The 25,180-nt window shown below is 75.3% G+C and carries 26 protein-coding genes and 1 pseudogene; 17 read left to right on the top strand and 10 right to left on the bottom strand.

The features are described from left to right. Positions 1-136: 136 nt before the first annotated feature. The 4 genes from SJY06_RS02975 (at position 137) to SJY06_RS02960 (ending at position 3,037) form a co-directional block, all read left to right on the top strand. Positions 137-337 (top strand): hypothetical protein, encoded by a 201-nt coding sequence (locus tag SJY06_RS02975; protein WP_380164477.1) that lies wholly within the window; start codon positions 137-139, stop codon positions 335-337. 92 nt (positions 338-429) lie between these two features. Beyond that, the gene (locus tag SJY06_RS02970) at positions 430-1,086 is read left to right on the top strand and encodes a pilus assembly protein TadG-related protein (protein WP_380164475.1); all 657 of its coding nucleotides are present in this window, start codon (positions 430-432) and stop codon (positions 1,084-1,086) included. A 101-nt stretch (positions 1,087-1,187) separates the two neighbouring features. After that, complete coding sequence (locus SJY06_RS02965) at positions 1,188-2,345, top strand: OmpA family protein (RefSeq protein WP_380164473.1); 1,158 nt, start codon at positions 1,188-1,190, stop codon at positions 2,343-2,345. Continuing rightward, positions 2,345-3,037, top strand: coding sequence for a hypothetical protein (locus SJY06_RS02960; protein ID WP_380164471.1), 693 nt, complete (start codon positions 2,345-2,347; stop codon positions 3,035-3,037). The genes SJY06_RS02965 and SJY06_RS02960 overlap by 1 nt, the downstream gene beginning before the upstream one ends. Positions 3,038-3,057: 20 nt before the next feature. Here SJY06_RS02960 and SJY06_RS02955 read toward each other — a convergent pair whose 3' ends face one another. Beyond that, positions 3,058-3,594 (bottom strand): hypothetical protein, encoded by a 537-nt coding sequence (locus tag SJY06_RS02955; protein ID WP_380164469.1) that lies wholly within the window; start codon positions 3,592-3,594, stop codon positions 3,058-3,060. Between the two features lie 226 nt (positions 3,595-3,820). Here SJY06_RS02955 and SJY06_RS02950 point away from each other — a divergent pair, with 226 nt between their 5' ends. The 3 genes from SJY06_RS02950 (at position 3,821) to SJY06_RS02940 (ending at position 6,411) form a co-directional block, all read left to right on the top strand. After that, entirely contained in the window at positions 3,821-4,963 is a 1,143-nt protein-coding gene (locus tag SJY06_RS02950; RefSeq protein WP_380164467.1) for an OmpA family protein, read from the top strand. Positions 4,964-4,971: 8 nt separating this feature from the next. Then, entirely contained in the window at positions 4,972-5,586 is a 615-nt protein-coding gene (locus SJY06_RS02945) for a hypothetical protein (protein WP_380164465.1), read from the top strand. A 93-nt stretch (positions 5,587-5,679) separates the two neighbouring features. Then, a complete protein-coding gene (locus SJY06_RS02940; RefSeq protein ID WP_380164463.1) occupies positions 5,680-6,411 on the top strand; it encodes a hypothetical protein in 732 nt (243 codons plus the stop codon). Between the two features lie 48 nt (positions 6,412-6,459). Here SJY06_RS02940 and SJY06_RS02935 read toward each other — a convergent pair whose 3' ends face one another. Together SJY06_RS02935 and SJY06_RS02930 are read right to left on the bottom strand one after the other, a co-directional pair. Next, positions 6,460-6,684 carry a hypothetical protein gene (locus tag SJY06_RS02935; protein WP_380164461.1) on the bottom strand — a complete coding sequence of 75 codons (225 nt, stop codon included), beginning with the start codon at positions 6,682-6,684 and terminating at the stop codon, positions 6,460-6,462. Further along, positions 6,681-7,505 (bottom strand): Fpg/Nei family DNA glycosylase, encoded by an 825-nt coding sequence (locus tag SJY06_RS02930; RefSeq protein WP_380164459.1) that lies wholly within the window; start codon positions 7,503-7,505, stop codon positions 6,681-6,683. The genes SJY06_RS02935 and SJY06_RS02930 overlap by 4 nt, the downstream gene beginning before the upstream one ends. A gap of 130 nt (positions 7,506-7,635) precedes the next feature. On the opposite strand from SJY06_RS02930, the gene SJY06_RS02925 reads away from it, so the two are divergent. Further along, positions 7,636-8,169, top strand: coding sequence for a hypothetical protein (locus tag SJY06_RS02925; protein WP_380164457.1), 534 nt, complete (start codon positions 7,636-7,638; stop codon positions 8,167-8,169). A 17-nt stretch (positions 8,170-8,186) separates the two neighbouring features. Here SJY06_RS02925 and SJY06_RS02920 read toward each other — a convergent pair whose 3' ends face one another. Next, a complete protein-coding gene (locus tag SJY06_RS02920) occupies positions 8,187-8,894 on the bottom strand; it encodes a dienelactone hydrolase family protein (RefSeq protein WP_380164455.1) in 708 nt (235 codons plus the stop codon). Between the two features lie 55 nt (positions 8,895-8,949). Here SJY06_RS02920 and SJY06_RS02915 point away from each other — a divergent pair, with 55 nt between their 5' ends. The 3 genes from SJY06_RS02915 (at position 8,950) to SJY06_RS02905 (ending at position 12,977) form a co-directional block, all read left to right on the top strand. Continuing rightward, positions 8,950-10,401, top strand: a complete 1,452-nt coding sequence (locus SJY06_RS02915; RefSeq protein ID WP_380164453.1) for an MFS transporter — start codon at positions 8,950-8,952, stop codon at positions 10,399-10,401. A gap of 300 nt (positions 10,402-10,701) precedes the next feature. Next, entirely contained in the window at positions 10,702-11,691 is a 990-nt protein-coding gene (locus SJY06_RS02910) for an LLM class flavin-dependent oxidoreductase (RefSeq protein ID WP_380164451.1), read from the top strand. 374 nt (positions 11,692-12,065) lie between these two features. Further along, positions 12,066-12,977, top strand: coding sequence for a DUF559 domain-containing protein (locus SJY06_RS02905; RefSeq protein WP_380164449.1), 912 nt, complete (start codon positions 12,066-12,068; stop codon positions 12,975-12,977). Between the two features lie 159 nt (positions 12,978-13,136). Here the strand turns inward: SJY06_RS02905 and SJY06_RS02900 are convergent, their stop codons facing one another. The 5 genes from SJY06_RS02900 to SJY06_RS02880 form a co-directional block, all read right to left on the bottom strand. Beyond that, positions 13,137-13,439 (bottom strand): hypothetical protein, encoded by a 303-nt coding sequence (locus tag SJY06_RS02900; RefSeq protein WP_380164447.1) that lies wholly within the window; start codon positions 13,437-13,439, stop codon positions 13,137-13,139. 9 nt (positions 13,440-13,448) lie between these two features. Continuing rightward, positions 13,449-14,849: a hypothetical protein gene (locus SJY06_RS02895; RefSeq protein ID WP_380164445.1), complete on the bottom strand. Its 1,401-nt coding sequence runs from the start codon at positions 14,847-14,849 to the stop codon at positions 13,449-13,451. Between the two features lie 66 nt (positions 14,850-14,915). Continuing rightward, positions 14,916-15,320, bottom strand: a complete 405-nt coding sequence (locus SJY06_RS02890; RefSeq protein ID WP_380164443.1) for a hypothetical protein — start codon at positions 15,318-15,320, stop codon at positions 14,916-14,918. 68 nt (positions 15,321-15,388) lie between these two features. Further along, positions 15,389-16,222 carry an alpha/beta fold hydrolase gene (locus SJY06_RS02885; protein WP_380164441.1) on the bottom strand — a complete coding sequence of 278 codons (834 nt, stop codon included), beginning with the start codon at positions 16,220-16,222 and terminating at the stop codon, positions 15,389-15,391. A gap of 86 nt (positions 16,223-16,308) precedes the next feature. Next, on the bottom strand, positions 16,309-17,106 hold the full coding sequence (locus SJY06_RS02880; RefSeq protein WP_380164439.1) for an isocitrate lyase/phosphoenolpyruvate mutase family protein: 798 nt from the start codon (positions 17,104-17,106) through the stop codon (positions 16,309-16,311). Positions 17,107-17,162: 56 nt separating this feature from the next. On the opposite strand from SJY06_RS02880, the gene pgm reads away from it, so the two are divergent. From pgm to SJY06_RS02850, 6 genes and pseudogenes are all read left to right on the top strand, one after another. After that, positions 17,163-18,839 (top strand): phosphoglucomutase (alpha-D-glucose-1,6-bisphosphate-dependent), encoded by a 1,677-nt coding sequence (gene pgm, locus SJY06_RS02875; RefSeq protein WP_380164437.1) that lies wholly within the window; start codon positions 17,163-17,165, stop codon positions 18,837-18,839. 120 nt (positions 18,840-18,959) lie between these two features. After that, positions 18,960-19,967: pseudogene (locus SJY06_RS02870) on the top strand (ABC transporter ATP-binding protein). Continuing rightward, positions 19,964-20,719 (top strand): ABC transporter permease, encoded by a 756-nt coding sequence (locus tag SJY06_RS02865; RefSeq protein ID WP_380164435.1) that lies wholly within the window; start codon positions 19,964-19,966, stop codon positions 20,717-20,719. The pseudogene SJY06_RS02870 and the gene SJY06_RS02865 overlap by 4 nt, the downstream one beginning before the upstream one ends. Before the next feature lie 55 nt (positions 20,720-20,774). Next, the gene (locus SJY06_RS02860; RefSeq protein ID WP_380164433.1) at positions 20,775-22,085 is read left to right on the top strand and encodes a sensor histidine kinase; all 1,311 of its coding nucleotides are present in this window, start codon (positions 20,775-20,777) and stop codon (positions 22,083-22,085) included. Next, on the top strand, positions 22,082-22,705 hold the full coding sequence (locus SJY06_RS02855) for a response regulator (protein WP_380164431.1): 624 nt from the start codon (positions 22,082-22,084) through the stop codon (positions 22,703-22,705). The genes SJY06_RS02860 and SJY06_RS02855 overlap by 4 nt, the downstream gene beginning before the upstream one ends. Before the next feature lie 86 nt (positions 22,706-22,791). Beyond that, positions 22,792-23,112, top strand: coding sequence for a hypothetical protein (locus tag SJY06_RS02850; RefSeq protein WP_380164429.1), 321 nt, complete (start codon positions 22,792-22,794; stop codon positions 23,110-23,112). Between the two features lie 27 nt (positions 23,113-23,139). Here SJY06_RS02850 and SJY06_RS02845 read toward each other — a convergent pair whose 3' ends face one another. Continuing rightward, positions 23,140-25,122 (bottom strand): M13 family metallopeptidase, encoded by a 1,983-nt coding sequence (locus tag SJY06_RS02845; RefSeq protein WP_380164427.1) that lies wholly within the window; start codon positions 25,120-25,122, stop codon positions 23,140-23,142. Positions 25,123-25,180: the final 58 nt, after the last annotated feature.

Raw genomic sequence — 25,180 nt, 5'->3', positions numbered from 1 at the left:
CCGTCAGGTTGGGCCCGGGGTTGGGCCCTCGGGCCCTGCCCAGGCCCCCGGCACGTCCGTAACGTCTTCCTCACCAGCAGGGGGCCGGCAGGGCCCGCACCACCAGCCAGGCGGTTGACCGCCGGAGGAGCACACCATGACCAAGCACCTCGTCCGCTTCCAGTCCGCGATGAACAGCCGGCTCCGTGGCGACGCCGGCCAGGGCGCCCTGGAGTACATCGGCATCCTGATCATCATCGGCATCGTCGTCGCCGCCGTCCTCGTCGTCTTCGGCGAGCAGCAGGGCAACATCAACACCGCCATCACCACGGCGATCTCGGACTTCCTCAACACCTGATCCGCAGCACGGCAGCACCACCCGGTCCGGGGCCAGTCCACGACTGGCCCCGGACCGGTGTCACCCCACCACCAGCAGCCGGGAGGGTTCTCATGAGGTCCAGGGTCCGTCTCGACGACTCCGGCCAGGGGATGCTGCCGCTGATGGTGCTCGTGGCCTTCTCGGTCCTGGTGATCCTGATGTCGCTGCTCGTGCCGTGGGGCAACGCGACCACCGAGAAGTCCCAGGCGCAGACCGCCGCCGACGCCGCCGCCCTGGCCGCGGTGCAGGGCAACCGGGAGGCCTGGGACACCGGGACCCGGGCCGGCGTCCTCACCTACGTGACCGCGCTGCCCACCGCCGCCGCAGCCACCGTGGCCGGGTGCGGCTCCGGGTCCACCTACGCGGCCCGCAACGAGGCGATGATGACAGGCTGCGTCCCGAGCGTGCAGGACGGCCGCAGCCGGATCCGGTTCGACGTGCGGGCCCAGCGCACCTCCGACGCCGACACCGGGTACGCCGAGGCCACGGCCACGGCGGACATGGACGTCGACCTGACGGCCTGCCGCTGGAACCGGCTGCCACCCGTGTCGCCCCCGCCGCCGGCCGGCACCGGGCCGCTGACCTTCGACGCGACGCTGACCTGCGGGGCCTGGAGCGCCGAGTACACCCTGGGCAACGTCACGGGGATCTGGCCGACCATCACGCTGCTCGACCCGACCAACCCGAACGAGCTCTACAACGACCTCGAGCCCCGGCTCGTCCGCTGAGCGGACCACCGGCCCGCCCAGCCACCTCCGGTATGGTCCCGGCGACCGGGCGGAATGCCCGAGAAGTGCCCGACCGGCTCGTGCCTACCCCTGGGGGACGGATGCGCTCGACCACACGCCCGGCTGCCGCCGCGCTCGCCGCCCTGGCGCTGACCGGGCTGGCCGCGGCGCCCGCCACGGCATCGGGTACCGCTCCCGCCCCCTCCCCGGCCGCCCCTTCCGGCGCTGCGTCGACGCCCGCCGAGGCGCAGACCGTGACGTCCAGCGAGGGCGTGGAGGTCACCACCTACGGCACCACCCGGGTCGCGCCGTCGCTGGACAGCGACGCCCCGCCGGTCTACCAGGCCGTGCACGCCGTCCAGCGGGTGCAGGACGTCACCGTCGTCTACTTCTCCGTGGGCTGGGCCGACGACACCAGCGCGGACGGCTTCAGCAGCCTGGGCCGCAGCCCGTTCGACTCCGACATCCTCAACACCTACGGGTCGGTGACGTTCGTCAACGTCGCCCTGCCCGAGCAGGGCCAGCTGCTCTACGCCGTGCCGGACCCGGAGGACGCCGGTGGCTCGCCGCGCGCCCTGTCGTCCGGCACCGAGGCGCTGCCGGACGGCCCCGGCGTCATGAACGCGATGTACGCCGTGCTGCCTGGGCTGCCGGACGGGGTGGACACCGTGGACGTGACCCTCGGCCACGCCGGCATCGTCACCGGGGTGCCCGTCGGTGACGGCCTGCTCGAACCCACGGTCACCGAGGCGCAGGTCCCGCTGGGCACGGGCTGGCCCGAGGTCCCGGCCTCCTCGCTGGTGCCGCCGGCCGCACCGGCCGCCTCCGTGCGCCCGTTGGCCGCGGTCACCGAGGACATCGACGGCTTCAGCCGCGAGGCCGAGGCCGGTGAGCAGGTGACGCTGGACATCGCCGCCGACGTGCTCTTCGCCTTCGACTCCGCCGACCTGTCCGACGCCGCCGTCGCCCGCCTGGAGGAGGTCGCCGCCGAGGTGGCGGACCGGGCCGCGCCGGGCGAGCTGCAGGTGGTCGGACACACCGACAGCAACGGCTCCGACGCGTACAACGACGACCTGTCGCTGCGCCGCGCCGAGTCCGTGGCCGACGTGCTCCGCCCGGCGCTGGCCTCCGCGGACCTGGAGCTGGTCGTCGAGGGGCGCGGCGAGCGCGAGCCCGTCGCGGACAACGCCACCGAGGACGGTCGCCAGCTCAACCGGAGGGTCAGCGTGAGCTTCACCGAGACGACGGGTCAGGACTGATGCGTACCTCGCGGACCACCGTCCTCGCGCTGGCCGTCGCGGCCACGCTCACCCTGGGCGGCTGCACGCTGTCCGGCTCGGACCCGGACCCGACCCCGCCGACCGAGGGCGAGGCCGTCGGCAGCGAGCAGCCGTCGACCGCGCCCAGCGCGGACCCGACGCCGCAGGGACCGACGCCGGAGCAGATCTCCGCGGACCTGCTCGAGCAGGCGGCGGCCGAGCCGGGGCAGGCCGTCGGCAGCCAGACCGTCGAGGTGCTCGACAACGCCAACAACCCGGTGCCGGTCACGGTCGAGGTCGTCTCGCTGGAGCGGACCCGCGACGCGACCCACCTGCTGCTGCGGCTGTCCAGCACGGAGTCCGTCGGGTCGCTGGACCAGTCGGCGTTCAGCGACCGGGGCACCCCCAACCGCGAGTTCTTCGACCGCTTCGGCCTGGAGGACACCGAGAACGGGGTCCGGCACTACCCGTTGTCGTGGCTGCGGCCGTCGGCGAGCGAGAGCGCCCCGCCGGACGGACCGCCGAACTCCTGCCTGTGCCCCTACCGCGGGCAGTCGTTCACCTTGTCGCAGACCCCGCTGCTCATGGACGTGCTGTACGGCCCGCTGCCCGAGGACGTCACCACCGTGGACCTGGTCGCGCCTGGCGACCTGTCCATCCCCGGCCTCACGATCGAGCCCGCCGCGGGCTGACGGGCCGGCGACCCGTCGGCTCAGTCGCGCGAGGCGCGGAGCATGAGCAGCCCGACCGTGCCCAGCGGCAGGCCGAGCGCGGCCACCGAGTAGGCCCCGAGCGGCACCAGCGACCGACTGGTGGCCCCCGGGACCAGGTACAGCGGCGCGGCCGCGACGGCGGCCGGCCCGGTGCACACCAGGCCGTAGCCCTCGCGCCCGGGGAACGACACCAGGGGCACCAGGCCCACGCCGTCGACCACGATGCGGTCCTGCCCGGCGGCCTCCTCGGTCGACAGCGGGCCGCCGCCGTCGGTCACCTCGCAGCCCAGCGCCTCCAGCTCGGGGCGCCCGCCGTCAGCCGCGCCGTACACGACCAGGTCCCCGACGAACGCCACCCGCTCGCCCACCGTGACCACCTCGCCGGCGGCGAAGGGGACTGGGGTGCGGTCCTCCGGCGTGGTCTGCACGTGCCAGCCGAGGGCGGCTGCGCCCGCGCCGCCGGCGAGCGCCAGGCACGACAGGGCGCCCAGCACCCGTCGGCGGCCGGAGACGTAGCGGCGGGTGGCACGGCTCACCGCGAGCCGGTCCGGGCGGTGATGGGCGACGGCACGGGCAGACCCAACCACGACCGGCGTCCCGGAGGATGGGCCCACGGGCCCGGTTAGTCGTGGGCCACCCGGACGGCGGACACCCGGGCACCTCCTCCGGGGTGCGTGGTGCGCCGGTCCTCGACGGCTCCGACCGTGCCTCGGGTAGCGTTCGTCGCAAGTCGAGTCACACCGGGGGGAACGAGTGCGTTCGATGTCACGAGGCCTGTGCGCCGTCACGCTCTGCGCGGGTCTCGCCGTACCTGTGGGCGCGCACGCGGGCACGGCCGAACCGTCCGGCACCCCGTCGGTCGAGGCGTCGGGGTCCGGCTCCGTCGTCCCGGGCGAGCCGGTCACCTCCAGCGAGGGCGTCGAGGTCACCACCTACGGCACCGTTCGGGTGGCCCCGTCGCTGGACACCACGGTTCCCCCCGTCTACCAGGCGGTGCACGCCGTGCAACGGGTCGAGGACGCCACGGTGGTCTACTTCTCGATCGGGTGGTCCGAGGGCGACGGCGCCGACGGCTTCAGCTTCGTCGGGCGCGCTCCGTCCGACAGCCGCATCCTCAACGACTACGGCTCGGCGACCTTCGTCAACGTCGTGATGCCGGAGCAGGGCCTGCTGCTCTACGCGGTCCCGGACCCGGAGGACGCCAACGGCACGCCCGTGGGGCTGTCGTCGGCCACCTCCGCCCTGCCCGAGGCGCCCGGTCAGATGAACGTGCTGTTCGCCGTGCTCCCGGCCCTGCCCGAGGGCGTCGACACGGTGGACGTCACCCTGGGCCACTCCGGGGTCGTCACCGGGGTCCCCGTGGGTGACGGCCTGCTCGAGCCCACGGTGGCCGAGGACCAGGTCCCCGTCGGCACCGGCTGGCCCGAGGTCCCGCAGGAGTGGCTCACGACCCCCGCCCGACCGGCGTTCTCCGTGCGGCCCCTGTCGGCGGTGACCGAGGACGACGACGGGTTCGCCCGGGAGGCCGAGGTCGGCGAGCAGGTGGTGCTCGACATCGCCGCGGACGTGCTCTTCGCCTTCGACTCCGACGATCTGTCGGCAGCCGCGGTGGCGCGGGTGGAGGAGGTCGCCGCCGAGGTGGCCACGCGGGCCGCGTCCGGGGAGCTGCAGGTGGTCGGGCACACCGACGACAACGGTCCGGACGACTACAACCAGGACCTGTCGGAGCGGCGGGCCGCAGCCGTGGCCGAGGTCCTGCGCCCCGCCCTCGCCGACGCGGACCTGGAGCTGGTGGTGCAGGGGCGGGGTGAGACCGAGCCCGTGGCCGACAACGGCAGCGAGCAGGGCCGCCAGCTGAACCGTCGGGTCAGCCTGGGCTTCACCGAGACGGCAGGACAGGACTGATGCGACGGGTGGCCACGCGACGGTTCGCGGCCCTGGCGCTGACCCTGACCGGGACGCTGGTGGTGGGTGGCTGCACCCTGTCCGGCTCCGAGCCGACGCCGGCCACGAACGCGGCCGCCGCCCCGTCGACCGGGTCGACGGCGCCGCCCAGCCCGTCGCAGACCCCCGACGGCCCCACGCCCGAGCAGATGTCGGCGGACCTGATCGCCCTCGCGGCCGCCGACCTGCCCGCTCCCCTGGGTAGCCAGACCGTCCGGATCGAGGTCAGCGGCGGGCCGGCGGCGGACGTGACGGTCGACGTGCTCGAGCTGCGACGGACCCGGGACGCCACCCTGCTCCGGTTGCAGATGTCCACGGCCGAGCCCGTCGGGCTGCCGGAGTACGGCACGTTCTCCGACCGGGGCTCGCCCAACCGGGAGTTCCTCGACCGCCTCAACCTGTTCGACGCCCAGGACGGGGTGCGTCACTACCCCCTGTCCTGGCTGCGGGTGGCGACCGACGACCCGGCGCCCGCGGACGGCCCCCCAACTCGTGCGTGTGCCCGAACCTCGGTCAGTCCTTCACCCTGTCCTCGACGCCGATGGTCATGGACGTCATGTACGGGCCGCTCCCGGCGGACCTGACGACCGTGGCCCTGGAAGCGCCCGACCAGCTCTCGATCGGCGGCCTCCAGGTCGCGCCGGTCGACGGGTGAGCGGCCACCGGTCCCGGCGCGCATGATGTCGCCGCCCTTCCCCGACCCCGCCCGCCCGCCGCGTCGCGGCCCGGCCGCCTGGGTCGTCGTCCTGATCACGCTGGGCGCGGTGGCCCTGGTCGGCGTCGTGTTCGTCACGGGGGTCGCCGTGGGGTTCGTGGCCGGGCGGGTCGGTGGCGGCACCGCCTCGCAGCTGGCCCAGCCGCTGCCACCGGCCCCGGTGCTGCCGGGGGACGAGGCCCCGGCCCCGGCGGACGTCACGCCGGGCGCCCCGGCGCCGGACGACGTCACGCCGGGCGCCCCCGCCCCGGCCCCGTCCGGCGGGGCCGGTGCGGGCGGTGGGTTCGACGAGTGCCTGGTCGGGACCTGGCAGAGCACCGAGCACTCCGAGAGCTACGAGACCGAGCAGGGGCCGGCGTCGATCGCCGAGCTGGAGCGGACCATCGAGTTCGGTCCCGACGGGCGGCAGACCATCACCTACGACTCCTCGCGGGCCACCATCACCACCCAGGTCGGGGCGCTGCCGGCGGTCTTCGACGGGTCGGTCGTCTACGTGGCCAGCACCAGCGGGTCGACGATGTCGTTCGAGCTCGTGTCCGCCGACGGGACGGTGACCATCATCGGCCCGGACGGCGAGGTGGCCGAGGAGCGCCCGATCGAGCCCGGCACGGGTGACGTGTCCTACGCCTGCGACGAGACCGACTTCGTCCAGGAGGCCCCGGGGTACCGCTCGGCCTACGAACGGGTGGGCTGAGCCGGACCGTCCCGGCCGACCCGGCCGGTCATCGGTCGGGCGGGCCGGTCACCGGTCGGGCGGGGCCACCAGCCGACGACCGACCAGCAGGGCGTAGCCGACCAGGCCCAGCCCGCCCAGCAGGAACGGCCACCACGGCACGGGCGCCTGCGCGCCGACCACGAGCAGCAGCACGCCGACGGCGATGCCGACCGTCCCGCCGACCAGGGGCGCGAACACCAGCTGCCAGCGCAGCCGGGCCCGTTCGGCGGGGGACGGGCCGGGGACGGTCATGCCGGCGACGCTACCTGCTCCCGGGTGCACCACCACGTCGTTCGGCCACCGACCTGCCCGGTGGCCATGTCCGCGCCGCAGCGCGGGCACCGCCCGCCCCGGACCCGGTGCCGGACGACCTCACCGGTGTGGACGCCGCCGTGCTTGATCGCGGACCGGGTGGCCGCGCGCAGCGTGCGGTGCAGCGCGGTCAGCTCGTCGGCGCTCAGGTCGCCCGCGGGGCGGTGCGGGTCCTGGCGGGCCTGCCACAGGGTCTGGTCGACCAGCAGGTTGCCCACCCCGGCGAGCACCGACTGGTCCAGCAGCCGTGCCTTGAGCGGGGCGCTGCCCCGACCGACCCGCGTCCGGAACTCGGCGACCCCGATCTCGGCGGCGTCCGGGCCCAGGTCGGTCAGGTCGGGGTCGAGGCGCACCCGCCCCAGCCGGCGCTTGTCGAACAGCCGCATCGACCCGCCGTCGTCGAAGGTCAGCGTGAACCGGTACCACTGCGGCGACGCGACGGAGGCGTCCGTGCCGTCCGCCCCGCGCACCGGGTCGCCGCCGTGCTCGACGCCGCCGTCGGCGGTCCGCACGATGACGCGCCCGCTCATCCCCAGGTGCAGCCCCAGCTGCGGGCCGTCGCCGTCGGTATCGCACCACATGGTCTTGCCGCGCCGGTGCGCGGCGGTCAGCCGCCGACCGACGAGCGCGTCCCGGATCTGCCCGGGCGCGTGCGGCCGGCAGACCCAGTCGTCGGTGTCGTCGACGTCGCTGATGGTCCGCTCCAGCGCGGCCCGCTCGATGGTGGACCGGGCCAGCTCGACCTCGGGGAGCTCGGGCACGGTTCGACCCTACCGAGCCTCGACGTCGACGGCCCGACGAGCCCGGCCCGGTCCGCCACCCCGTCCCGGCGACGGCGGGACCGGGTCCTGGGGCCCAGCGCGGTCGCCGTCCTGCTGGCACGGTGCACCCGTGCGGGGGAGCAGCGGGCGGTCGGGCGGGGGCGGGCTGTCAGCCCTCGACCGCCACCTGGCCGCGCCCCGCCAGGCGGCGCTGCGGGTGCTGGCGTGGGCCATGGCGAACTACCTGCTGCTGCTGCTCTGCACGGCCGCCCCCGCCGCGGCGTTCGCGCTGCCACCGTTGTCGCTGCTGCCCTCGGAAGGGGGCCCGCTGTTCCTGCCCGACGTCGTCCTGTTGGCCATGACGTTCGGCAGCGTGGGCTGGGTGTGCCACCTGGGCGTCGTGGCTGCGGTGTCGCGGCTGCGCCGGGTCCGGCTGTGGGTGCTGCTGGCGAGCCCGCTGCTGGGTGCGGTGGTGTTCCTGCTCCCGTACGTCCTGGCGCCGTTCGACACCTCCAACCGGGCGGTCGTCGTCGCCTGGACCCTGTACGGGCTGGTGTGCCGACCACTTCCCGCACCGCGACCACTTCCCCCACCGCGACCACTTCCCCCACCGCGACCACTTCCCCCACCGCGACCGCTGGCCCCGCCCCGGGCGCGGCCGTAGCCCGGGGCGGTCGCGGCTCAGGCCAGGTTGGCCCGCAGGAACTCCAGGGTGCGGGCCCAGGCCTGCTTCGCCAGGTCCGCGTCGTAGGTGCCCATGTGGTCCTCGTCGTTGAAGAACGCGTGCCCGGCGCCCGGGTAGCGCACGATCTCGACCGACCCCTTCGCCTTGGCCTGCAGCTCGGCCTCGAGGGCGTCGACCTGCTCCGGCGGCGCGAAGCCGTCCTCGGTGCCGAAGTGGCCCAGCACGGGCGCGGTGATGCCGGCCAGGTCGACCTGGTCGTAGCCGCCCACGCCGTAGAACGGCACGGCCGCGCCGATCCGGTCGCCCTGCTGCGCGGCCAGGACGAGGACGAAGCCGCCGCCCATGCAGAAGCCGGCCGCGCCGACCGTGCTCGAGGTGACGGCGTCGTGGGACAGCAGGAAGTCGACGGCCCCGGCCAGGTCGGTCGCGGCCTTGGTCACGGGCAGGTCCTGCATCAGCTGGCCCGCCTCGTCGGAGTCGTGCGTGGTCCGCCCGCCGTACAGGTCCGGCGCCAGGGCCACGAAGCCCTCGGCCGCGAACCGGTCGGTGACGTCCTTGATGTGCTCCGTCAGGCCCCACCACTCCTGGATGACGACCAGGCCGGGCCCGGTGCCGGACTCCGGCGTCGCGAGGTAGCCGTGCGCGGTGCCGCCGTTGGAGGCGAAGCTGACGTTCTGGTGGGGGTTCTGCGGGGTATCGGTCACGCCGTCACCGTACGTCGGCCTTCCCGCCTCGGCGATCCAGGCGCATGCTGGACCCGTGAGCGAAGCGGGGACGGTCGCCTACGGCACGGCCCGGGGACGTGGCCTGCTGGCCGCGGTGGTCCTCGGCGGGGCCATCGCGTTCCTCGACTCCACGGTCGTCAACGTGGCGCTGCCCAGCATCGGCGCCGACCTCGACGCGAGCTTCGCCCAGCTGCAGTGGGTGGTGACCGGGTACACCCTGACGCTGGCCGCGTTCATCCTGATCGGCGGCTCGCTCGGCGACCGGGTCGGCCGGCGCCGCGTCTACGTCTGGGGGATCGCCGGCTTCGCGGTGACCTCGCTGCTGTGCGCGCTGGCCCCGACCGCCGACGTGCTGGTCGCGGCCCGGCTGCTGCAGGGCGTCGCCGGGGCCCTGCTGACCCCGGGGTCGCTCGCGGTGATCCAGGCCAGCTTCCGCCCAGCCGACCGCGGCCGCGCGATCGGCACCTGGGCCGGCATCGGGGCCATCGCCCCGGCGCTGGGCCCGCCGCTGGGCGGGTTCCTGGCCGAGATCGACTGGCGGCTGGTGTTCCTCATCAACCTGCCGGTCGCGGCGCTCGCACTCGTGCTGACCGCCCGCTACGTCCCCGAGAGCAAGGACCCGGACGCCGCCCGGGGGCTGGACTGGCCGGGCGCGGTCCTGGGTGTCCTGGCGCTGGGCGCGCTCACCGTGGCGCTGGTCGGCGGGGGCGGCGGCGAGGGGGGTGACGTGCTGGCCGGGCTCGTCCCCGCGGCGGCCGTCCTCGCTGTCGTGACGGGGGCCGGGTTCGTGTGGTGGCAGCGGCGGGCCTCCGACCCGATGGTGCCGCCGTCGCTGTGGGCCAACCGCACGTTCACCATCGCCAACCTGCTCACCCTGGCGGTGTACGCGGCGCTCAGCGGCCTGTTCTTCTTCCTGGTGCTGCAGTTGCAGACGTCGCTGGGCTACCGGCCGGTCGTGGCCGGGCTGGCGGCCCTGCCCGCCAGCGTCCTGCTGCTGCTGTTCTCGTCCCGGGCGGGCGACCTGGCGACCCGCACCGGGCCGCGGTTCCTGCTGCTGACCGGCCCGCTGGTGGCCGCCGCGGGGGTGGCGCTGCTGGCGTTCGTGTCGCCGGGTGACTCCTACCTGCTGCACGTGCTGCCCGGGGTGCTGCTGTTCGGCGCCGGCCTGTCGCTGCTCGTGGCCCCGCTGACCACCACCGTGCTGGCCGCCGCCCCGGACCGGCTGACCGGGACCGCGAGCGGGGTCAACAACGCCGTCAGCCGCGCCGGGGGGCTGCTGGCCGTGGCCGCCCTGCCGACGCTGGCCGGGCTGGGCGCGCAGGACTACGCGGACCCGGTGGCCCTGACCGAGGGGTACCGGCTGTCGATGCTGGTCTGCGCGGGGCTGCTGGTGGCGGGTGGCCTGAGCGCGCTGGCCCTGCCGCGCCGGCTCGCCGACTGCGCGCCGCCGGCGGAGCGGACGTCCGCCGAGCCCGCCGGCGCCTGACGAGGGTCCGGCGGCGTACCGACCAGCGACCCAACTCGGGGCCCGGGCGGGGTAAGTCCCTCATGGGCGCCTGCGATGTCGCCGGTCGGTACGGCGACCGCGGGCCCGCCTGGCGCCTTACGCAGGCCCGGCCGTACCTGACGCAGACCCGGCCGAACCGACGAGCGACACGACTCGGGGTCCCGGTGGGGCAAGTCCGTGCTGGGCGCCGGTGCTGTCGCTGGTCGGTACGCCGGCCGCGGGCCCGCGCCGTCCCGGCCGGACCTCGCGCCGTGGGGCGGGGCCTGGTAGACCGACCGCATGAGCCGGACCGGTGACGTGGGCGTGATGCTGCCGCGGGAGGTGCCGCCGGCCGACGTCGCGCGGGTCGCCCGGGCGTGCGAGGACGCGGGCTTCGACGAGGTGTGGGTGGTCGACGACTGCTTCTTCACCGGGGGCCTGACGACGGCCGCGCTCACCCTGGCGGCGACCGAGCGCATCAGGGTCGGCATCGGCATCCTGCCGGCCGTCGTGCGCAACCCGGCGTTCACCGCGATGGAGCTCGCCACCCTGGCCGGTGCGTTCCCCGGCCGGCTCCACGCCGGGCTCGGCCACGGCGTGCTGCCGTGGATGGCGCAGGTCGGTGCCACCCCGGACTCCTGGCTGACCTCGCTGCGCGAGACCACCGAGGCCGTGCGCGACCTGCTGCACGGGCGGACCGTCACCACCGACGGGGACCACGTCCACCTCGACGCCGTCACCCTGTCGTTCCCGCCCGAGGTCGTCCCCCCGGTCAGCCTGGGTGTGCGTGGGCAGCGCTCGGTCGACCTGGCCGGCCGCAGAGCCGACGGGCTCGTGCTGGCCGAGCCCTCGCCGCCGGCCTACATCACGGCGTCCCGGACCCGCTTGCGGGAGGCGGCCGACGCGTCCGGACGTCCCGGGCCGCGCCGGCTGAGCGTCTACACCTGGGCCCTCACCGGCGACCACCTGGACCCGGACGAGGCCGACGAGCTGTTGCGGGCACGCTGCGTCGACGCCCTGCGCCACGGCGGGGTCGAGGCGCACCTGGTCGACCTCGACGGGCCGTCCGCCGAGCACGTCGCCGCCGTCCGCGACGGGACGGAGCCGCTGCGCGACGACGTGCTCGACCTGCTCGTGCTGCGCGGCGACGCCGACCACGTGCGGGCGGGGGTCGCGGCCCGGCACGCCGCCGGGGCCGACTGCGTAGTGCTCGCCTCCGCCCGGCCGACCGCGGGCGTCGAGACGCTGCTGGCCGACGTCGCCGCCCTGGGCGCCGCCGTCAGCGGCTGAGGCCGGGGCCGCGGGGGCGCGCCGCCGACGGCGACGGTGACGGCCGCGGTGACGGCGGCGGCCGTGACGGCGGTGACGGCGGCGGCCGTGACGGCGGTGACGGCGGCGGCCTTCGGCGTACCGATTAGCGACACCGCGCGGCCGATGCAGCGGCTTGACCCGGCGAGGGGCCGTCTTCCGTCGCTGGTCGGTACGGACCCGACGGGCGAGCCGGCAAGTGCAGGGCCGTCGTCCGTCGCTGGTCGGTACGGACCGGACGGGGCCAGCCGGCCGGCGAGGGGCCGTCGTGCGTCGCCGGTCGGTTCGGACCGGACGGAGCGGGGCCTGTGGACCACGCCCGCGGGACGTCGTCGGTCCACGGCAGCATCGGGCCCGTGGACGCGGTCACGGCGTTGGAGCTGCTGGGGGGCACGGCCCGGACCTGCGACCTGGTCCCGCTGTGCGGCCGCCGCGCGCTGCAGCACGCCCTGGACGCCGGGCTCGTCGTGCGGGTCGCGCGCGGTCGGTTCGTGCTGCCCGGCAGCGGGCGGGCGGTCACGGCGGCGGTCGCGGCCCCCGGTGTGCTGGCGGGGGTGTCGGCGGCCCACGCGCACGGCTGGCGCACCCTGCACCGCCGTGACGACGCCGTGGTCGCCGTTCTGCCCGGTCAGCGGGTCACCCCCGTGCAGGGGGTGACCTACCGGCGGCGCGGCCTGAGCGCCGACGAGCGACGGGCCGGTCGCACCGGACCGCTCGCCACGGTGCTGGAGTGCGCGGCGTCGCTGCCCTTCGTGGACGCGCTGGCCGTGGCCGACGCGGCGCTGCGCGACGGCTCGGTGCTGCGCGAGGAGCTCGAGGACGCCGCGTCGGTGTTCCACGGCCACGGCGCGGCGGACGTCCGTCGGGTCGCCCGGCACGCGGACGCCCGCGCCGCGAACGCGTTCGAGTCCGGACTGCGGGGGCACCTGCTGCTCGCCGGGGTCCGCGGCCTGGTCCCGCAGCACGTCGTCACCGGGCCGGGGTTCTTCGCGCAGGTCGACCTGGCCGACCCGGCCCGCCGGGTGGCCATCGAGGCGGACGGGTTCGAGGTGCACGGACGGCGCGCACAGCTGGCCGCGGACCTGCAGCGGCACGACGAGCTCCTCGTGCTGGGCTGGGTGACGCTGCGCTTCGCCTGGGAGCACGTGATGTACCGGCCCCGGTGGGTGGTCGAGCAGGTGACGTCGGTGCTGGACCGGCGACGCGCCGTCGGGGGGCGTACCGACGAGCGACGCAAGAAGGGGTCTCGACGGGACGACGCCGCCTGATGCGCCTGCTGCGTCGCTGGCCGGTACGCACCCGGCGGGCGTCGGGCCGCTGGGGTCAGCCCGGGTCGGCCCGCTGGGACCGGTCCAGCGGTGTCGGACCGCTGGGGTCAGGCCGGGCCGGCCCGCTGGGACCCGTCCAGCGGTGTCGGGCCGTTGGGGTCAGCCCGGGGCGGCCCGGACGAGGTCCGCGAGCTCACGGACGTGCGCCAGGACGTCGGCCCGCCCCGACGAGGCCGGCAGCTCTCGCTCGGCCACCTCCGGCAGGCCGGGGATGATCGCCAGCACCTCGGCCTCGCCGGCCGCGCCGAGCTCGGCGGGGTCCAGGTAGCCGAGGCCGTGCTCGGTGATCTCCCGCAGGGTGGCGGCAACGGCCGGGTCCGTCACCCGGTCGGCCACGGCGTCCACGACCCAGTCGAACAGCCCGAACGACGCCGTCCAGGTGCCGCCTCCCGCCCGCAGCATGCCCGCCACTCAGCCACCCCCGACGACACGGATCCGGTCTCGCTGCGCCTGCGGCAGCGAGTCGACGTAGTCGCGCACCTGCGCCCGCTGCGCGGCCGTGAACTGCGAGACGTCCACCGGCACCACGTCGGCCTTGTCCAGGTGGTCGACGATGCGAACCTGCAACGTGGGCCACTGCCGGTCGAAGTACTCGCTGGGGAAGTTGCCGACCGCGTCGTAGGTCCGCCCCTGCGAGTCGACCCAGTCCGCCCGACCACCCTCGGCCCGCTCCAGGCGCACCCCGAGCTCGTCCTGGATGCGCACGGCGGTGTCGTACTCGGCCTGCCGGAACCGACCGACCGCCGGGTCGAAGCCCAGCTCACCCCGGTCCAGGCCCGGCGGGATGCCGTCCGGGGAAGGCAGGTCGGCCTCCTGCAGCGCCTCCTCGACGGCCTCCTCGGCGGCGTCGGCGGCCTCGTCGGCCTGCTGGGCCGCGTCGGCGGCGGCGTCGCAGGACCCGGAGGCCAGCACGACGACCCCGACGGACCCCCGCCCGCCGGCGGCCAGCACGAGCACGGAACCGCCCGGGCCGGCGCTCAGGCAGCCCTCACGACGGGCCTCGGCCTCGATCTCGTCCGCCTGGCGGCGCGCGTCGGCGGCGAGGTCGGCCGCCTCGCCCAGGTCGCCGCGGGCGATGGCGTCGTCGACGCGGCTGCCGATCGCGACCACGTCGTCGGCCAGGCCCCCGACCCGGGCCAGGTCACCAGCCTTGCCGCCGGCCTTGACCACGCCGACCCCGGGGATGAAGAAGGACCCGACGTTCCACACGGTGCGACCGATGGCGCCGCCGTAGTCGCCGTCGTCCCACATCCCGCTGGACTCGTCGTCCCACACGATCTGCTGGGCGGCCGCACCGGGGTCGTCGATGATGGCGGCGACGCCGTCGACGATCGAGCCCGGGTTCATGACCATCTCGCCGATGCCGACGACCTCGTCGACCGCGCCCTTGCCCACGTTGTACAGGCCGCTGCCGACCTGGCCCACGACCGCCCCGGTGCAGCCCCAGAACCCCTGGCAGCCCTCGTCCTCGACCGTCGCGCTGCCGGACGCCTCGGCCCCGGCGAACGGGCTGTCCCCGTCCGACCCGTCGGACCCGTCGGACCCGTCGGACCCGTCCTCACCGGAGGTCTGGTCGCCGGTCTGGCCGGCCGCCTGGCCACCGGAGCCGCAGCCCGGGCCGTCCAGGAACGTGCAGACCGCCCCACGGGTGGCCTCGGTGGCCGGGCCGGGCGCGAACGCCACGACGAGCAGGGCGACCAGGCTCGACAGGATGACGAGGATGCCGATGTACTCCAGCGCCCCCGCTCCCCGGTCCCGGGGGCCCCGGGGGGACACGGCCGGACGCGCCACCGGGTCGTCGACCTGCACCATGCTCGGCACGCTAGGCGCGGGCCGCCGGTCCGGGATGGGCCCTGGGGCCCTTGGTGGCAGCGGCCGTCAGCGCCCGCGCAGGTACGCCCGAGCCGACGGGCGGGTGACGCAGACGATCACGGCCACCGGCAGCAGCAGGTTGGTCAGGCCCTGCGGGTCGCCGTCGGCCACCCGGACCAGGGCCTGGAGCACGAAGAAGACCTCCAGCGCGACCACGGCCCACAGCACCCGCGGCCGGTCGTAACCGAGCCGGCCGGCCAGGAGCAGGGCGAGGCCGGCGGGCACCAGGGTCCACACGGCCAGGCCGACCGTGGCGGGGTCCAGGCCCGCGACGGACAGGAACGCCACCACCGTCACCACGCTGACGGCCGCGGTCACGACGAGCAGCACCCGGGCCACCCGGACGGGGGTGGGGACGACCGCCGGGGCGGTGTAGGCGCCGGAGGGGGCGGGGCCGTGGTCGTGCGTCACGCCGCCCATCATGGCGCGGCCGCCGACGCACGGCTGGGCCGCAGGGCCCAGCCGCGCGCCACCGTGGCTCAGCCGGCCAGGAACGCGAGCAGCTCGCGGTTGAACTCCTCGACGTGGCTGGCGTTGATCGCGTGGGGCCCGCCGGCGACGACGTGCAGCCGGGCGCCCGTGATCGACGCCGCGGAGCGCTTGCCGCTGACCTCGAACGGCACGACCGCGTCGGAGTCGCCGTGCACGACGAGCGTCGGCACGTCGATCGAGGCGACGTCAGCGCGGAAGTCCGTCTGACCGAACGCGCGGATGCACGCCAGCGTGGCGACCGGTGAGGCGGGCAGCGCCATCCGGATCGCGTCCTGCCGCACGTCCTCGCTCACCGTCAGCGTGCCGTCGGCGGAGAAGAACTCGGTGGTGAACCCGTCGAGGAACGCCGCGCGGTCCGTCTTCACGCCGGACTCGAACTGCTCGATGGTCGCGTCGTCGAGACCGCCGTCGGGGTTGTCGTCCGACTGGTACAGGTACGGCGGGACGGCCGCGGCGAGCACGGCCTGCGAGACCCGGTCGCTGCCGTAGCGGCCCAGGTAGCGGACCACCTCCCCGCCGCCCATCGAGAAGCCGACCAGCGTGGCGTCCCGCAGGTCCAGCTGCTCGACCAGCGACCGCAGGTCGGCGGCGAACGTGTCGTAGTCGTAGCCGCCCTCGGGCTGCGAGGACTGGCCGAAGCCGCGGCGGTCGTAGGTGACGACGCGGTAGCCGGCCTCCAGCAGGGCGGGGACCTGGTTGCTCCAGGACTCGCCGCTCAGCGGCCAGCCGTGGACGAGGACGACGGGACGCCCGCTGCCCTGGTCGGTGACGTGCAGGTCGACGTCGTGGCCGTTCTCGGTGCTGACGGTGATGCTGGCCATGCGGTTCCTCCGTGGGTCGAGGTCATCTGTGGGCCCGTGAGGAGCCACGGGTGTGGCCGGTCGGTACGGCTCGGCGGGTGCGCGCGTCAGTTGAGCTTGCGGGTCCCCTCGGGCAGCCCGTCGCCGCCGTGGGCGCCGGCGGCCAGGTCCGCGAGCGCCGTGAGGGCGACGTTCTGGCTCCACGGCCCGAAGGACACCCGCGCCACGCCCAGCTCCTGCATCCGGCGCAGCGGCAGCGCGCCGGAGATCGCGATCAGGTTGAGCTTCTGCGGGCCGAGCGCCTCGACCAGGGTGCCGACCTGCGCCTCGTCCAGCTTGCCGGGGGCGAAGAAGGTGGACGCACCGGCGTCCAGGTAGGCCTTGCCGCGCTCGACCGCCTCGGCCAGGACCTCGGCCGGGTCGCGGTCACCGGCCTTGAGGAACGCGTCGGTGCGCGCGTTGAGGACGAACGGCACGCCGGCCGCCTCGCCCGCGGCCACCGCGGCGCGCACGGCGGCCACGGACTCGGCCAGCGGCTTCATCTGGTCCTCGAGGTTGGCCCCGACGATCCCGACGTCGATGGCGCGGGACACGGTGGCCCCGGCGTCGCCGTACCCGGCCTCGAGGTCGGCGCTGACGGGCAGGTCGACCGCGGCGGCGATCCGACCGACGGCGGCGATCATCTCCGCGACGGGGATGACCTCACCGTCGGGGTAGCCCGCCGAGGCCGCGATGGAGTGGCTGGCCGTGGCCAGGGCCCGGGTGCCGGGGACGTCGGCCACGGTCGTCGCGGTGATGACGTCCCAGACGTTGACGAGCACGAGCAGCTCGGGGTCGGCGTGCAGGCGCTGCAGCTCGGCGGCCTTGTCGGCGGTGGTGCGGGCGGTTCCCGGCGTCTCGGTCATGCTCCGACGGTAGCCACGCCTGGTGGCGGGCGCCCGCTCGGGCCAGGATCGGGGCCATGAGTGATCACCCGCGCGCCGGACAGGTGGCGCTGCCCGAGGACCTGGTCGACGTCGCCCACCTCGTGACCGCCTACTACACGCTCGTCCCGGACCCCGACGAGGTGTCGCAGCAGGTCGCCTTCGGCACGTCCGGGCACCGCGGCTCCAGCCTGGACACCGCGTTCAACGAGCAGCACATCGTGGCCACGACGCAGGCGATCGTCGAGTACCGCCGCGAGCAGGGCATCACCGGACCGTTGTTCCTGGGCCGCGACACGCACGGGCTGTCCGAGCCGGCCTGGGCCACCGCGCTGGAGGTGCTGGCCGCCGCCGACGTCACCGTGCTGGTCGACGACGCCGACCGGTACACGCCGACGCCGGCGGTGTCGCACGCGATCCTCCGGCACAACCGCGGCAAGGCGGCCGACGACCCCACCCGCGCCGACGGCATCGTCGTCACCCCGTCGCACAACCCGCCCCGCGACGGCGGCTTCAAGTACAACGCGAGCCACGGCGGCCCGGCCGACTCCGGGGCCACGTCGTGGATCGCGCGGCGGGCCAACGAGATCCTGCGCGCCGGCAGCGGCCGGGCCGACTCGGTCGCCCGGGTGCCGTTCACCCGGGCGCGACCGCACGCCCGGTCCTACGACTTCATGGGCACGTACGTGGCCGACCTGCCCTCGGTGGTGGACCTCGACGCGATCCGCTCGGCCGGGGTGCGCATCGGCGCGGACCCCCTGGGCGGCGCGGCCGTCGACTACTGGGGCGCCATCGCCGAGACGCACCGCCTCGACCTGACGGTGGTCAACCCGGAGGTGGACGCGACCTGGCGGTTCATGACGCTGGACCGCGACGGAAAGATCCGGATGGACTGCTCGAGCCCGTGGGCGATGGCCTCGCTGCGGGAGCGGATGAGCGACCTGGGTCCCGACGGCCGCGCCCCGTTCGACGTGGCCACCGGCAACGACGCGGACTCCGACCGCCACGGCATCGTCACGCCCGACGGCGGGCTGATGAACCCCAACCACTTCCTGGCCGTGGCCATCGAGCACCTGTTCGCGAACCGGTCGTGGGGCCCGGACGTCGCCGTCGGCAAGACGCTGGTGTCCAGCTCGATCATCGACCGCGTCGTGGCCGGCCTGGACCGGCGGCTGCTGGAGGTGCCGGTCGGGTTCAAGTGGTTCGTGCCCGGCCTGGTCGACGGCAGCGTCGGCTTCGGCGGCGAGGAGTCGGCCGGGGCGTCGTTCCTGCGTACCGACGGCACGGTCTGGACCACCGACAAGGACGGGATCATCCTGGCCCTGCTCGCCTCGGAGGTCACCGCCGTCAGCGGGGCGTCGCCCAGCGCCGCCTACGCCGACATCGAGTCCCGCTACGGCGCCCCCGTCTACGCCCGGGTCGACGCCCCCGCCTCGCGGGAGGAGAAGGCCAAGCTGGCCGCGCTCAGCGCGTCCGACGTCACCGCCACCGAGCTGGCCGGGGACCCGGTGACCGCGGTGCTCACCGAGGCGCCCGGCAACGGCGCGGCGCTGGGCGGGCTCAAGGTGACCACCGAGAACGCCTGGTTCGCGGCCCGGCCGTCCGGCACGGAGGACGTCTACAAGATCTACGCGGAGTCCTTCCGGGGTCCCGAGCACCTGGCCCAGGTGCAGGACGCGGCGCGCGAGGTGGTGGCCGGGGCCCTGGGCGGCTGAGCGGTCGCGCTCGGCCGGGCAGAGCGCATGACAGATGTCATGGCCGAGGGGTGAACGGCTGAGCGGGACCGGTGACGCCGCGCACCGGCTGCGGGGTCCGCCCGGCGGCAGGCTGGAGCCGTGCCCGAGACCACCTCACCGCCCCCCGGCTCCCAGCCGGCCGTCGACCACCCGTACCCCGCCTCCCCCGACGGCGGGCTCGCCGTGCGCGTGCGGGGCCTGCGCCGCACCTACGGCCACGGCGCCTCGGCGTACGAGGCGGTCCGCGGCATCGACCTCAACGTGGCTCGCGGCAGCATCACGTCGCTGCTGGGCACCAACGGCGCCGGCAAGACCTCCACGCTGGAGGTCATCGAGGGCCTCGGGCCCGCGAGCGCCGGCACCGTGGAGGTGCTCGGCCTGGACCCCGTCCGGGACCGGGCCCAGGTCCGTCGGCGCACCGGGGTCCTGCTGCAGAGCAGCGGGTTCTCCGGCGACCTGACGGTGACCGAGACGCTGCGGATGTGGGCGAGCACCGTGACCGGCGCGCGTCCGGTGGCCTAGTCCCTGGAGCGCCTCGACCTGGCCCACCGGGCCGGCACCCGGGTGCGCTCGCTGTCCGGCGGCGAGGTCCGGCGGCTGGACCTGGCCTGCACCCTGATGGGCGACCCCGACCTGGTCATGCTCGACGAGCCGACCACCGGCCTGGACCCCGAGAGCCGGCGCGAGGTCTGGCAGCTGCTGCGCACCATCCGCGACGAGGGCCGCACGGTGCTGCTCACCACGCACTACCTGGACGAGGCCGAGGCGCTGTCCGACCGGCTCGCGATCATGCACGAGGGCCGGCTGGTGCGTGCGGGCGCCCCGGCCGAGATCACCGCCGGCCACCGGTCGAGCATCACGTTCGCCCGGCTGGACCCGGCCCTGCTGCAAACCATGGTCGCCGAGCTCGGCCTCCAGCAGCGCGACGTCACCGTCGAGCAGCAGGGTGGTCGCACCTCGCTGGGCACCACCGACCTGCAGCCCACCCTGACCGACCTGCTCACCTGGGCGCGCGCCCGTGAGGTCCGCCTCGACGGCCTCGACGCCCGCACCGCCGACCTCGAGCAGGTCTTCCTGTCCATCGCCGCCGGAGGCACCGACGCATGAGCACCACCCGTGACCTGCTGCCCGACACCCGACGGGTCGGTGGCCTGGCCGCCGCCAACACCCGGCTGCTGGTGCGCAACCGGCTGACCCTCACCTACGCCCTGCTGCTGCCGCTGCTGCCGCTCGGGCTGCTGCTGATCACGGCCGAGGACCCCACCGCGGGCACCTCCACCATCGGCACGGCCCTGCTGCTGGCCTACCTGTTCCCGGTCTTCTACAACCTGCTGTCGGTCGTGGTGACCCGGCGGGACGAGCTCGTGCTCAAACGGCTGCGCACCGGTGAGGCCCGCGACGTGGAGCTGGTGCTGGCCATGTCGTTGCCGGGCGTGGTCGTGGCCGTGGTGCTGGCCGTGCTGGTCGTGCCCGTCGCGGTCGCGCTGGGCATGCCGCTGCCGCAGGACCCGCTGCTGTACGCCGTGATGGTGCTGCTGGCCTGCGTCATGTTCGTCGCGTTCGCGCTGTGGACGGCGGCGTGGACCGCGTCGGCGGAGGCCGCGCAGCTCACCAGCGCGCCCGTGCTGCTGCTGGCCACCGCCGGGGCCTTCGTCATGATGCTGCCGGGCCCCCTGGCCGAGGTCCTGTCCCGGACGCCGGGCGGGGCGCTCGACAGCCTGGTCCGGCTGTCCTGGCTGGGCGCCGGGACCGGCAGCACGTGGGGCGAGGCCGCGCAGCCGCTGCTGGTGCTGCTGGCCTGGACCGTGCTGGCGCTGGCGCTGGCCCGGCGGTCGATGCGGTGGGAGCCGCGCACGTGAGCAGCACGGCAGGCGTCCCGCGCCGACCGGGTGCGCAGGCTCCTACAGTCGTCGGATGACCACCGCCGAGCCGAGCGTCCGACGCCCCCGGCGGACGCAGGTGCAGCTGGTGGAGCTGTACACCCGCCAGTCTCTGTACCTCGTGCTCTGGCCGGTCCAGGCGGTCCTGCTCGTCCAGGTGGTGGGGCAAGGATCCGACGAGCCCGAGGTCCTGGTCCCGGTCGGGCTGGCCACCCTGCTGCTGACCGTCGCCTCGGTGCCGGCCATGCGGGCCGCCATCCGGCTGTACCCGGCCCCCGGCCCGACCCCCTGGCGGCACCTGGTCCCGCTGCTGATGGGCTCGGTCCTCGCGCTGGCGCTGGTCCCCCTGCTGCCGACCGAGCTCCGTCCGACAGCCCCGCTGCTGGTGTGGCTGCCGCTGGTGTGGACCCTGTCGGGCCTGCGGTCGCGGGCCTGGACGGTGGCCACCGTGATCGCCTCGGTCGCCGTCCCCGCCCTCGGGGGGAGCGTCTGGCCGACGGTTCTGGGGTTCCTCATCGGTCTGTTCGTGCTCTTCACCGTCCGGGTGTCGCTGTGGCTGGAGGACGTGGTCCGTCAGCTGGACCGGGCACGCAGCACCAGGGCCGAGCTGGCGGTGGCCGAGGAGCGGCTGCGGTTCTCCCGCGACGTCCACGACGTGCTGGGGCGCCGGCTGGCCGCCATCGCCGTGCAGTCCGAGCTGGCCGCGGCGCTGGCCGGCCGCGGGGACCCGCGCGCCGCGGAGCAGATGCTGCAGGTGCGGGCCGGGGCGCACGAGGCGCTGCGGGAGGCCCGCGACCTCGCCCGGGGCTACCGCGCCACCGACCTGGCCACCGAGCTGGACGGCGCCACGTCGCTGCTGCGCTCGGCGGGGATCGACCTACGGGTGGCCGTGGACGAGGTGCCGCCCGAGCGGCAGGAGGCCGCCGCCTGGGTGGTCCGCGAGGCCGTGACCAACGTGCTGCGGCACTCCCGCGCCAGGACGGTCGACCTGTCCTGGGACGGCGTCGCCCTCGTCGTGGGCAACGACGGGCTCGACGGACCGGGAGCAGACGGGCCGACCCGGGACGGCCCCCCGGCCGCCCCGGTCACGCTCGACCCGATGACCGGCGGGTCCGGGCTGCTGGGGCTGCGGGAGCGGCTGCGGCCGCTCGGCGGGGACGTCTCGGCCCACCGGGAGCCGGACCGGTTCGTGCTGCGGGCCGACCTGGGCGTGGCCGACCCGGGCGCGACCGACCCCGGAGCGGCCGCCGTGGCGCGGGCCGAACCGACCGTGGCCGACCCGGCGCGGGGCGGGCCGGCCGACGGGGACGGCCACGTCGACGTCGGCCGGCGGGTGGCACGGTGACCGGCACCGACGGCCCCGTTCGGGTGCTGCTGGCCGACGACGAGAACCTGATCCGCACCGCGCTGGCGCAGATGCTCAACCTGGAGGACGACCTGGCCGTGGTGGCCGAGGCCGCCACGGGTGACGAGGCGCTGGCCGCGGCCGTGCACCACGGCGTCGACGTCGCGGTGCTCGACCTGCAGATGCCCGGGCCCGACGGGATCACCGTGGCCGAGCGCCTGGCCGCGGCGCTGCCCGGCTGCCGCTGCGTCATCGTGACCAGCCACGGTCGGCCCGGTCACCTCAAGCGCGCCCTGGCCTCGGGGGTGCGGGGTTTCCTGCCCAAGACGACGTCGGCGGCCACGCTGGCCGAGGTGGTGCGCACGGTCCACCGGGGCGGGCGCTACGTCGACCCGCAGCTGGCGGCCGAGGCCATCAGCGCCGGTGACAGCCCGCTCACCCCCCGGGAGGCCGACGTCCTGGAGCTGGCGGCCGACGGCCTCCCGGTGGACGAGATCGCGCGCCGGGCGTCGCTGTCACCCGGCACGGTGCGCAACTACCTGAGCAGCGCGGTGGGCAAGCTGGACGCGGGCAACCGGCACGAGGCCTGCGCGAAGGCCCGCCGGCTGGGCTGGATCTGAGCCCGGCGGCCGAAGGTCACGCGCGCGTGGGTGTCCGGCCCGTCGGCAGGACGTCCCGACGGCAGCGGGTCTAGCGTCGACCACCGATGGACGACGACCTATCCAGGGCTCGGGCGTGGTCGCACGAGATGCAGCAGGTCCACCACCGGCTGCGGGAGGCGCTGGAGCTGCGCCCCGTCGTCGCCCGGCTCGAGCAGGACCACTCGATGATCGCCCACCTGCTGGGCGGTCTCGAGGCGGCGATGTCCTCCGGGGTGGGTCGGGAGGAGGCCCTCCGTCATCTCGAGGGGGTCGGGGCGATCATGGAGAACCACTTCCGGTACGAGGAGCGCGAGATCCTGCACCTGCTGGACGACCTGGACGACCTGGACCTGGCGCCGGTCGACGTGCTCGGGCCGCTGGCCTGAGCACCCCGACCGGGCACCGGGCGCGGCTCACCAGATGCGGACCCGCTCCGCCTCGTCCAGCCAGAGCCCGTCGCCGGCGGCGGTGGCGAACGCGTCGTGGAACGCGTCGACGTTGCGGACCACGTTGGCCCGGAACTCGGCCGGGGAGTGCGGGTCCGTGGCCAGGCGTCGGGCCGCCTCCTCGGACCGGATGACCTGCTGCCAGATCCGGCCGAAGCCCATGAAGAAACGCTGCACGCCGGTCAGGCCGTCCACGACCGGCGCCTCCTGACCGCCCAGCGACAGCCGGTAGGCGTGCAGGGCCACCTCGGCCCCGCCGAGGTCGCCGATGTTCTCGCCCAAGGTGAAGGCCCCGTTGACGTGCCGGTCCGGCGCCTCGGCCGGCGCGAAGCCGTCGTACTGCGCGATGAGGGCCTTGGTGCGCTCCTCGAAGCGGGCGCGGTCGTCGGCGGTCCACCAGTCCTCGAGCGAGCCGTCACCGGCGTAGCGGCTGCCCTGGTCGTCGAAGCCGTGGCCGATCTCGTGGCCGATGACCGCGCCGATCCCGCCGTAGTTGTAGGCGTCGTCGACGTCGGGGTCGAAGAACGGCGGCTGCAGGATGGCGGCCGGGAACACGATCTCGTTCATCGCGGGGTTGTAGTACGCGTTGACCGTCTGCGGCGTCATGAGCCACTCGTCGCGGTCGATCGGCCCGCCCAGCTTGGCCAGCTCGCGGTCGGTCTCGGCCGCGGTGGCGCGTCGCACGTTGCCCAGCAGGTCGGTGGCGTCGATGTCGACGGCCGAGTAGTCCCGCCAGCGGACAGGGAAGCCGATCTTGGGCGTGAACGAGGACAGCTTGGCCTGCGCCCGCTCCTTGGTCTGCGGGCTCATCCAGTCCAACGCCTCGATGCGCTCGCGGTAGGCGGCGATCAGGTTGTCGACCAGCTGCACCATGCGCTCGTGCGCGGCCGGCGGGTAGTGCCGGGCGACGTACAGCTCGCCGACGGCCTCACCCAGCACGCCCTCGACCAGCGAGACACCGCGCTTCCACCGCTCCCGGATCTGGGGGACGCCGCTCAGCGTGGTGCCGTAGAACGCGAAGTTCTCGGCCACCAGCGGCTGCGACAGGTAGGCCGCCGTGCCGGACACCACGCGCCAGCGCAGCAGCGTCAGCCAGTCGGCCAGCGGCTCGTCGCGCAGCGCCTCGGCCAGGCCCCGCAGCGCGTCCGGCTCGCCCACGACCAGCTCGGCGCGGCCCGCCTCGGGCACGCCGAGGCCCTCGGCCCAACCGCGCCAGCCCGGCAGCAGCTCGTCGACCTGCGCCCCGGTCATCAGGTTGTAGGTCTTGACCGCGTCGCGGGCCTGCACGGTGTCCCAGTGCGAGGCCGCCAGCCGGGTCTCCAGGCGCAGCACCGTGGCCGCGGCCGCCTCGGCGTCAGCCCCCGTGGCGACACCGGCCAGGGTGAGCATGCGGGCCACGTGGCCGGGCAGCTCGTCGCGCAGCGAGGCGTGCTGCTCCTCGCGGTAGTAGGACTCGTCGGGCAGGCTCAGCCCGCCCTGCGACAGGTGGAGCAGGTAGCGGGTGGGGTCGCCCTTGTCGACCCAGACGTAGGAGCCGAACACGCCGCCGATGCCCGCGCGCTCGAGCTCGCCCAGCAGCCGCCAGAGGCCATCGAGGTCGGTCACGGCGTCGATCCGGGCCACCACCGGCCCCAGCGGTGCCGCGCCCAGCGCCTCGACCCGCTCGGTGTCCAGGAAGCTGGCGTACAGGTCGCCGACCTTGCGCTCGACCGTGCCCGGTGCGGGCTCGGCCGCGGCGGCCTCCTCGATGATGGCGCGCACCTGGGCCTCGGCCTGCTCGCGCAGCACGTAGAAGCTGCCGTAGCTGGACTTGTCGTCGGGGATGGTCGCCGTGGCGAGCCACCTGCCGTTGACGTGGCGGTACAGGTCGTCCTGCGGGCGGACCGCAGCGTCGACGTGCTCCAGGGGCGAGGCGTTGCCGGACGGGTGGGCGGTGGTGTCTGTCGTCACCTCGCCATGGTGCCGCACCGCGCGGACGGCCACGCGACCGCGGGCGCCCGCGGCCCTG

Origin of the sequence: Jannaschia sp. R86511 (assembly GCF_042466345.1) — a bacterium.
GTDB lineage: Bacteria > Actinomycetota > Actinomycetes > Actinomycetales > JBBAYJ01 > Aquipuribacter.
Note: the sequence above shows the minus strand (reverse complement) of the source record. Positions and strands in the feature narration are given on the sequence as shown.

Bases quoted from the DNA above. Each gene is read 5' to 3' on its own strand.
- SJY06_RS02860 (WP_380164433.1), top strand. From the start codon at position 20,775: ATGACCACCGCCGAGCCGAGCGTCCGACGCCCCCGGCGGACGCAGGTG.
- SJY06_RS02900 (WP_380164447.1), bottom strand. From the start codon at position 13,439: ATGCTGCGGGCGGGAGGCGGCACCTGGACGGCGTCGTTCGGGCTGTTC.
- SJY06_RS02895 (WP_380164445.1), bottom strand. From the start codon at position 14,849: ATGGTGCAGGTCGACGACCCGGTGGCGCGTCCGGCCGTGTCCCCCCGG.
- SJY06_RS02935 (WP_380164461.1), bottom strand. From the start codon at position 6,684: ATGACCGTCCCCGGCCCGTCCCCCGCCGAACGGGCCCGGCTGCGCTGG.
- SJY06_RS02960 (WP_380164471.1), top strand. From the start codon at position 2,345: ATGCGTACCTCGCGGACCACCGTCCTCGCGCTGGCCGTCGCGGCCACG.
- SJY06_RS02885 (WP_380164441.1), bottom strand. From the start codon at position 16,222: ATGGCCAGCATCACCGTCAGCACCGAGAACGGCCACGACGTCGACCTG.
- SJY06_RS02850 (WP_380164429.1), top strand. From the start codon at position 22,792: ATGGACGACGACCTATCCAGGGCTCGGGCGTGGTCGCACGAGATGCAG.
- SJY06_RS02880 (WP_380164439.1), bottom strand. From the start codon at position 17,106: ATGACCGAGACGCCGGGAACCGCCCGCACCACCGCCGACAAGGCCGCC.
- SJY06_RS02975 (WP_380164477.1), top strand. From the start codon at position 137: ATGACCAAGCACCTCGTCCGCTTCCAGTCCGCGATGAACAGCCGGCTC.
- SJY06_RS02865 (WP_380164435.1), top strand. From the start codon at position 19,964: ATGAGCACCACCCGTGACCTGCTGCCCGACACCCGACGGGTCGGTGGC.
- SJY06_RS02970 (WP_380164475.1), top strand. From the start codon at position 430: ATGAGGTCCAGGGTCCGTCTCGACGACTCCGGCCAGGGGATGCTGCCG.
- SJY06_RS02910 (WP_380164451.1), top strand. From the start codon at position 10,702: ATGAGCCGGACCGGTGACGTGGGCGTGATGCTGCCGCGGGAGGTGCCG.
- pgm (WP_380164437.1), top strand. From the start codon at position 17,163: ATGAGTGATCACCCGCGCGCCGGACAGGTGGCGCTGCCCGAGGACCTG.
- SJY06_RS02965 (WP_380164473.1), top strand. From the start codon at position 1,188: ATGCGCTCGACCACACGCCCGGCTGCCGCCGCGCTCGCCGCCCTGGCG.
- SJY06_RS02950 (WP_380164467.1), top strand. From the start codon at position 3,821: ATGTCACGAGGCCTGTGCGCCGTCACGCTCTGCGCGGGTCTCGCCGTA.
- SJY06_RS02940 (WP_380164463.1), top strand. From the start codon at position 5,680: ATGATGTCGCCGCCCTTCCCCGACCCCGCCCGCCCGCCGCGTCGCGGC.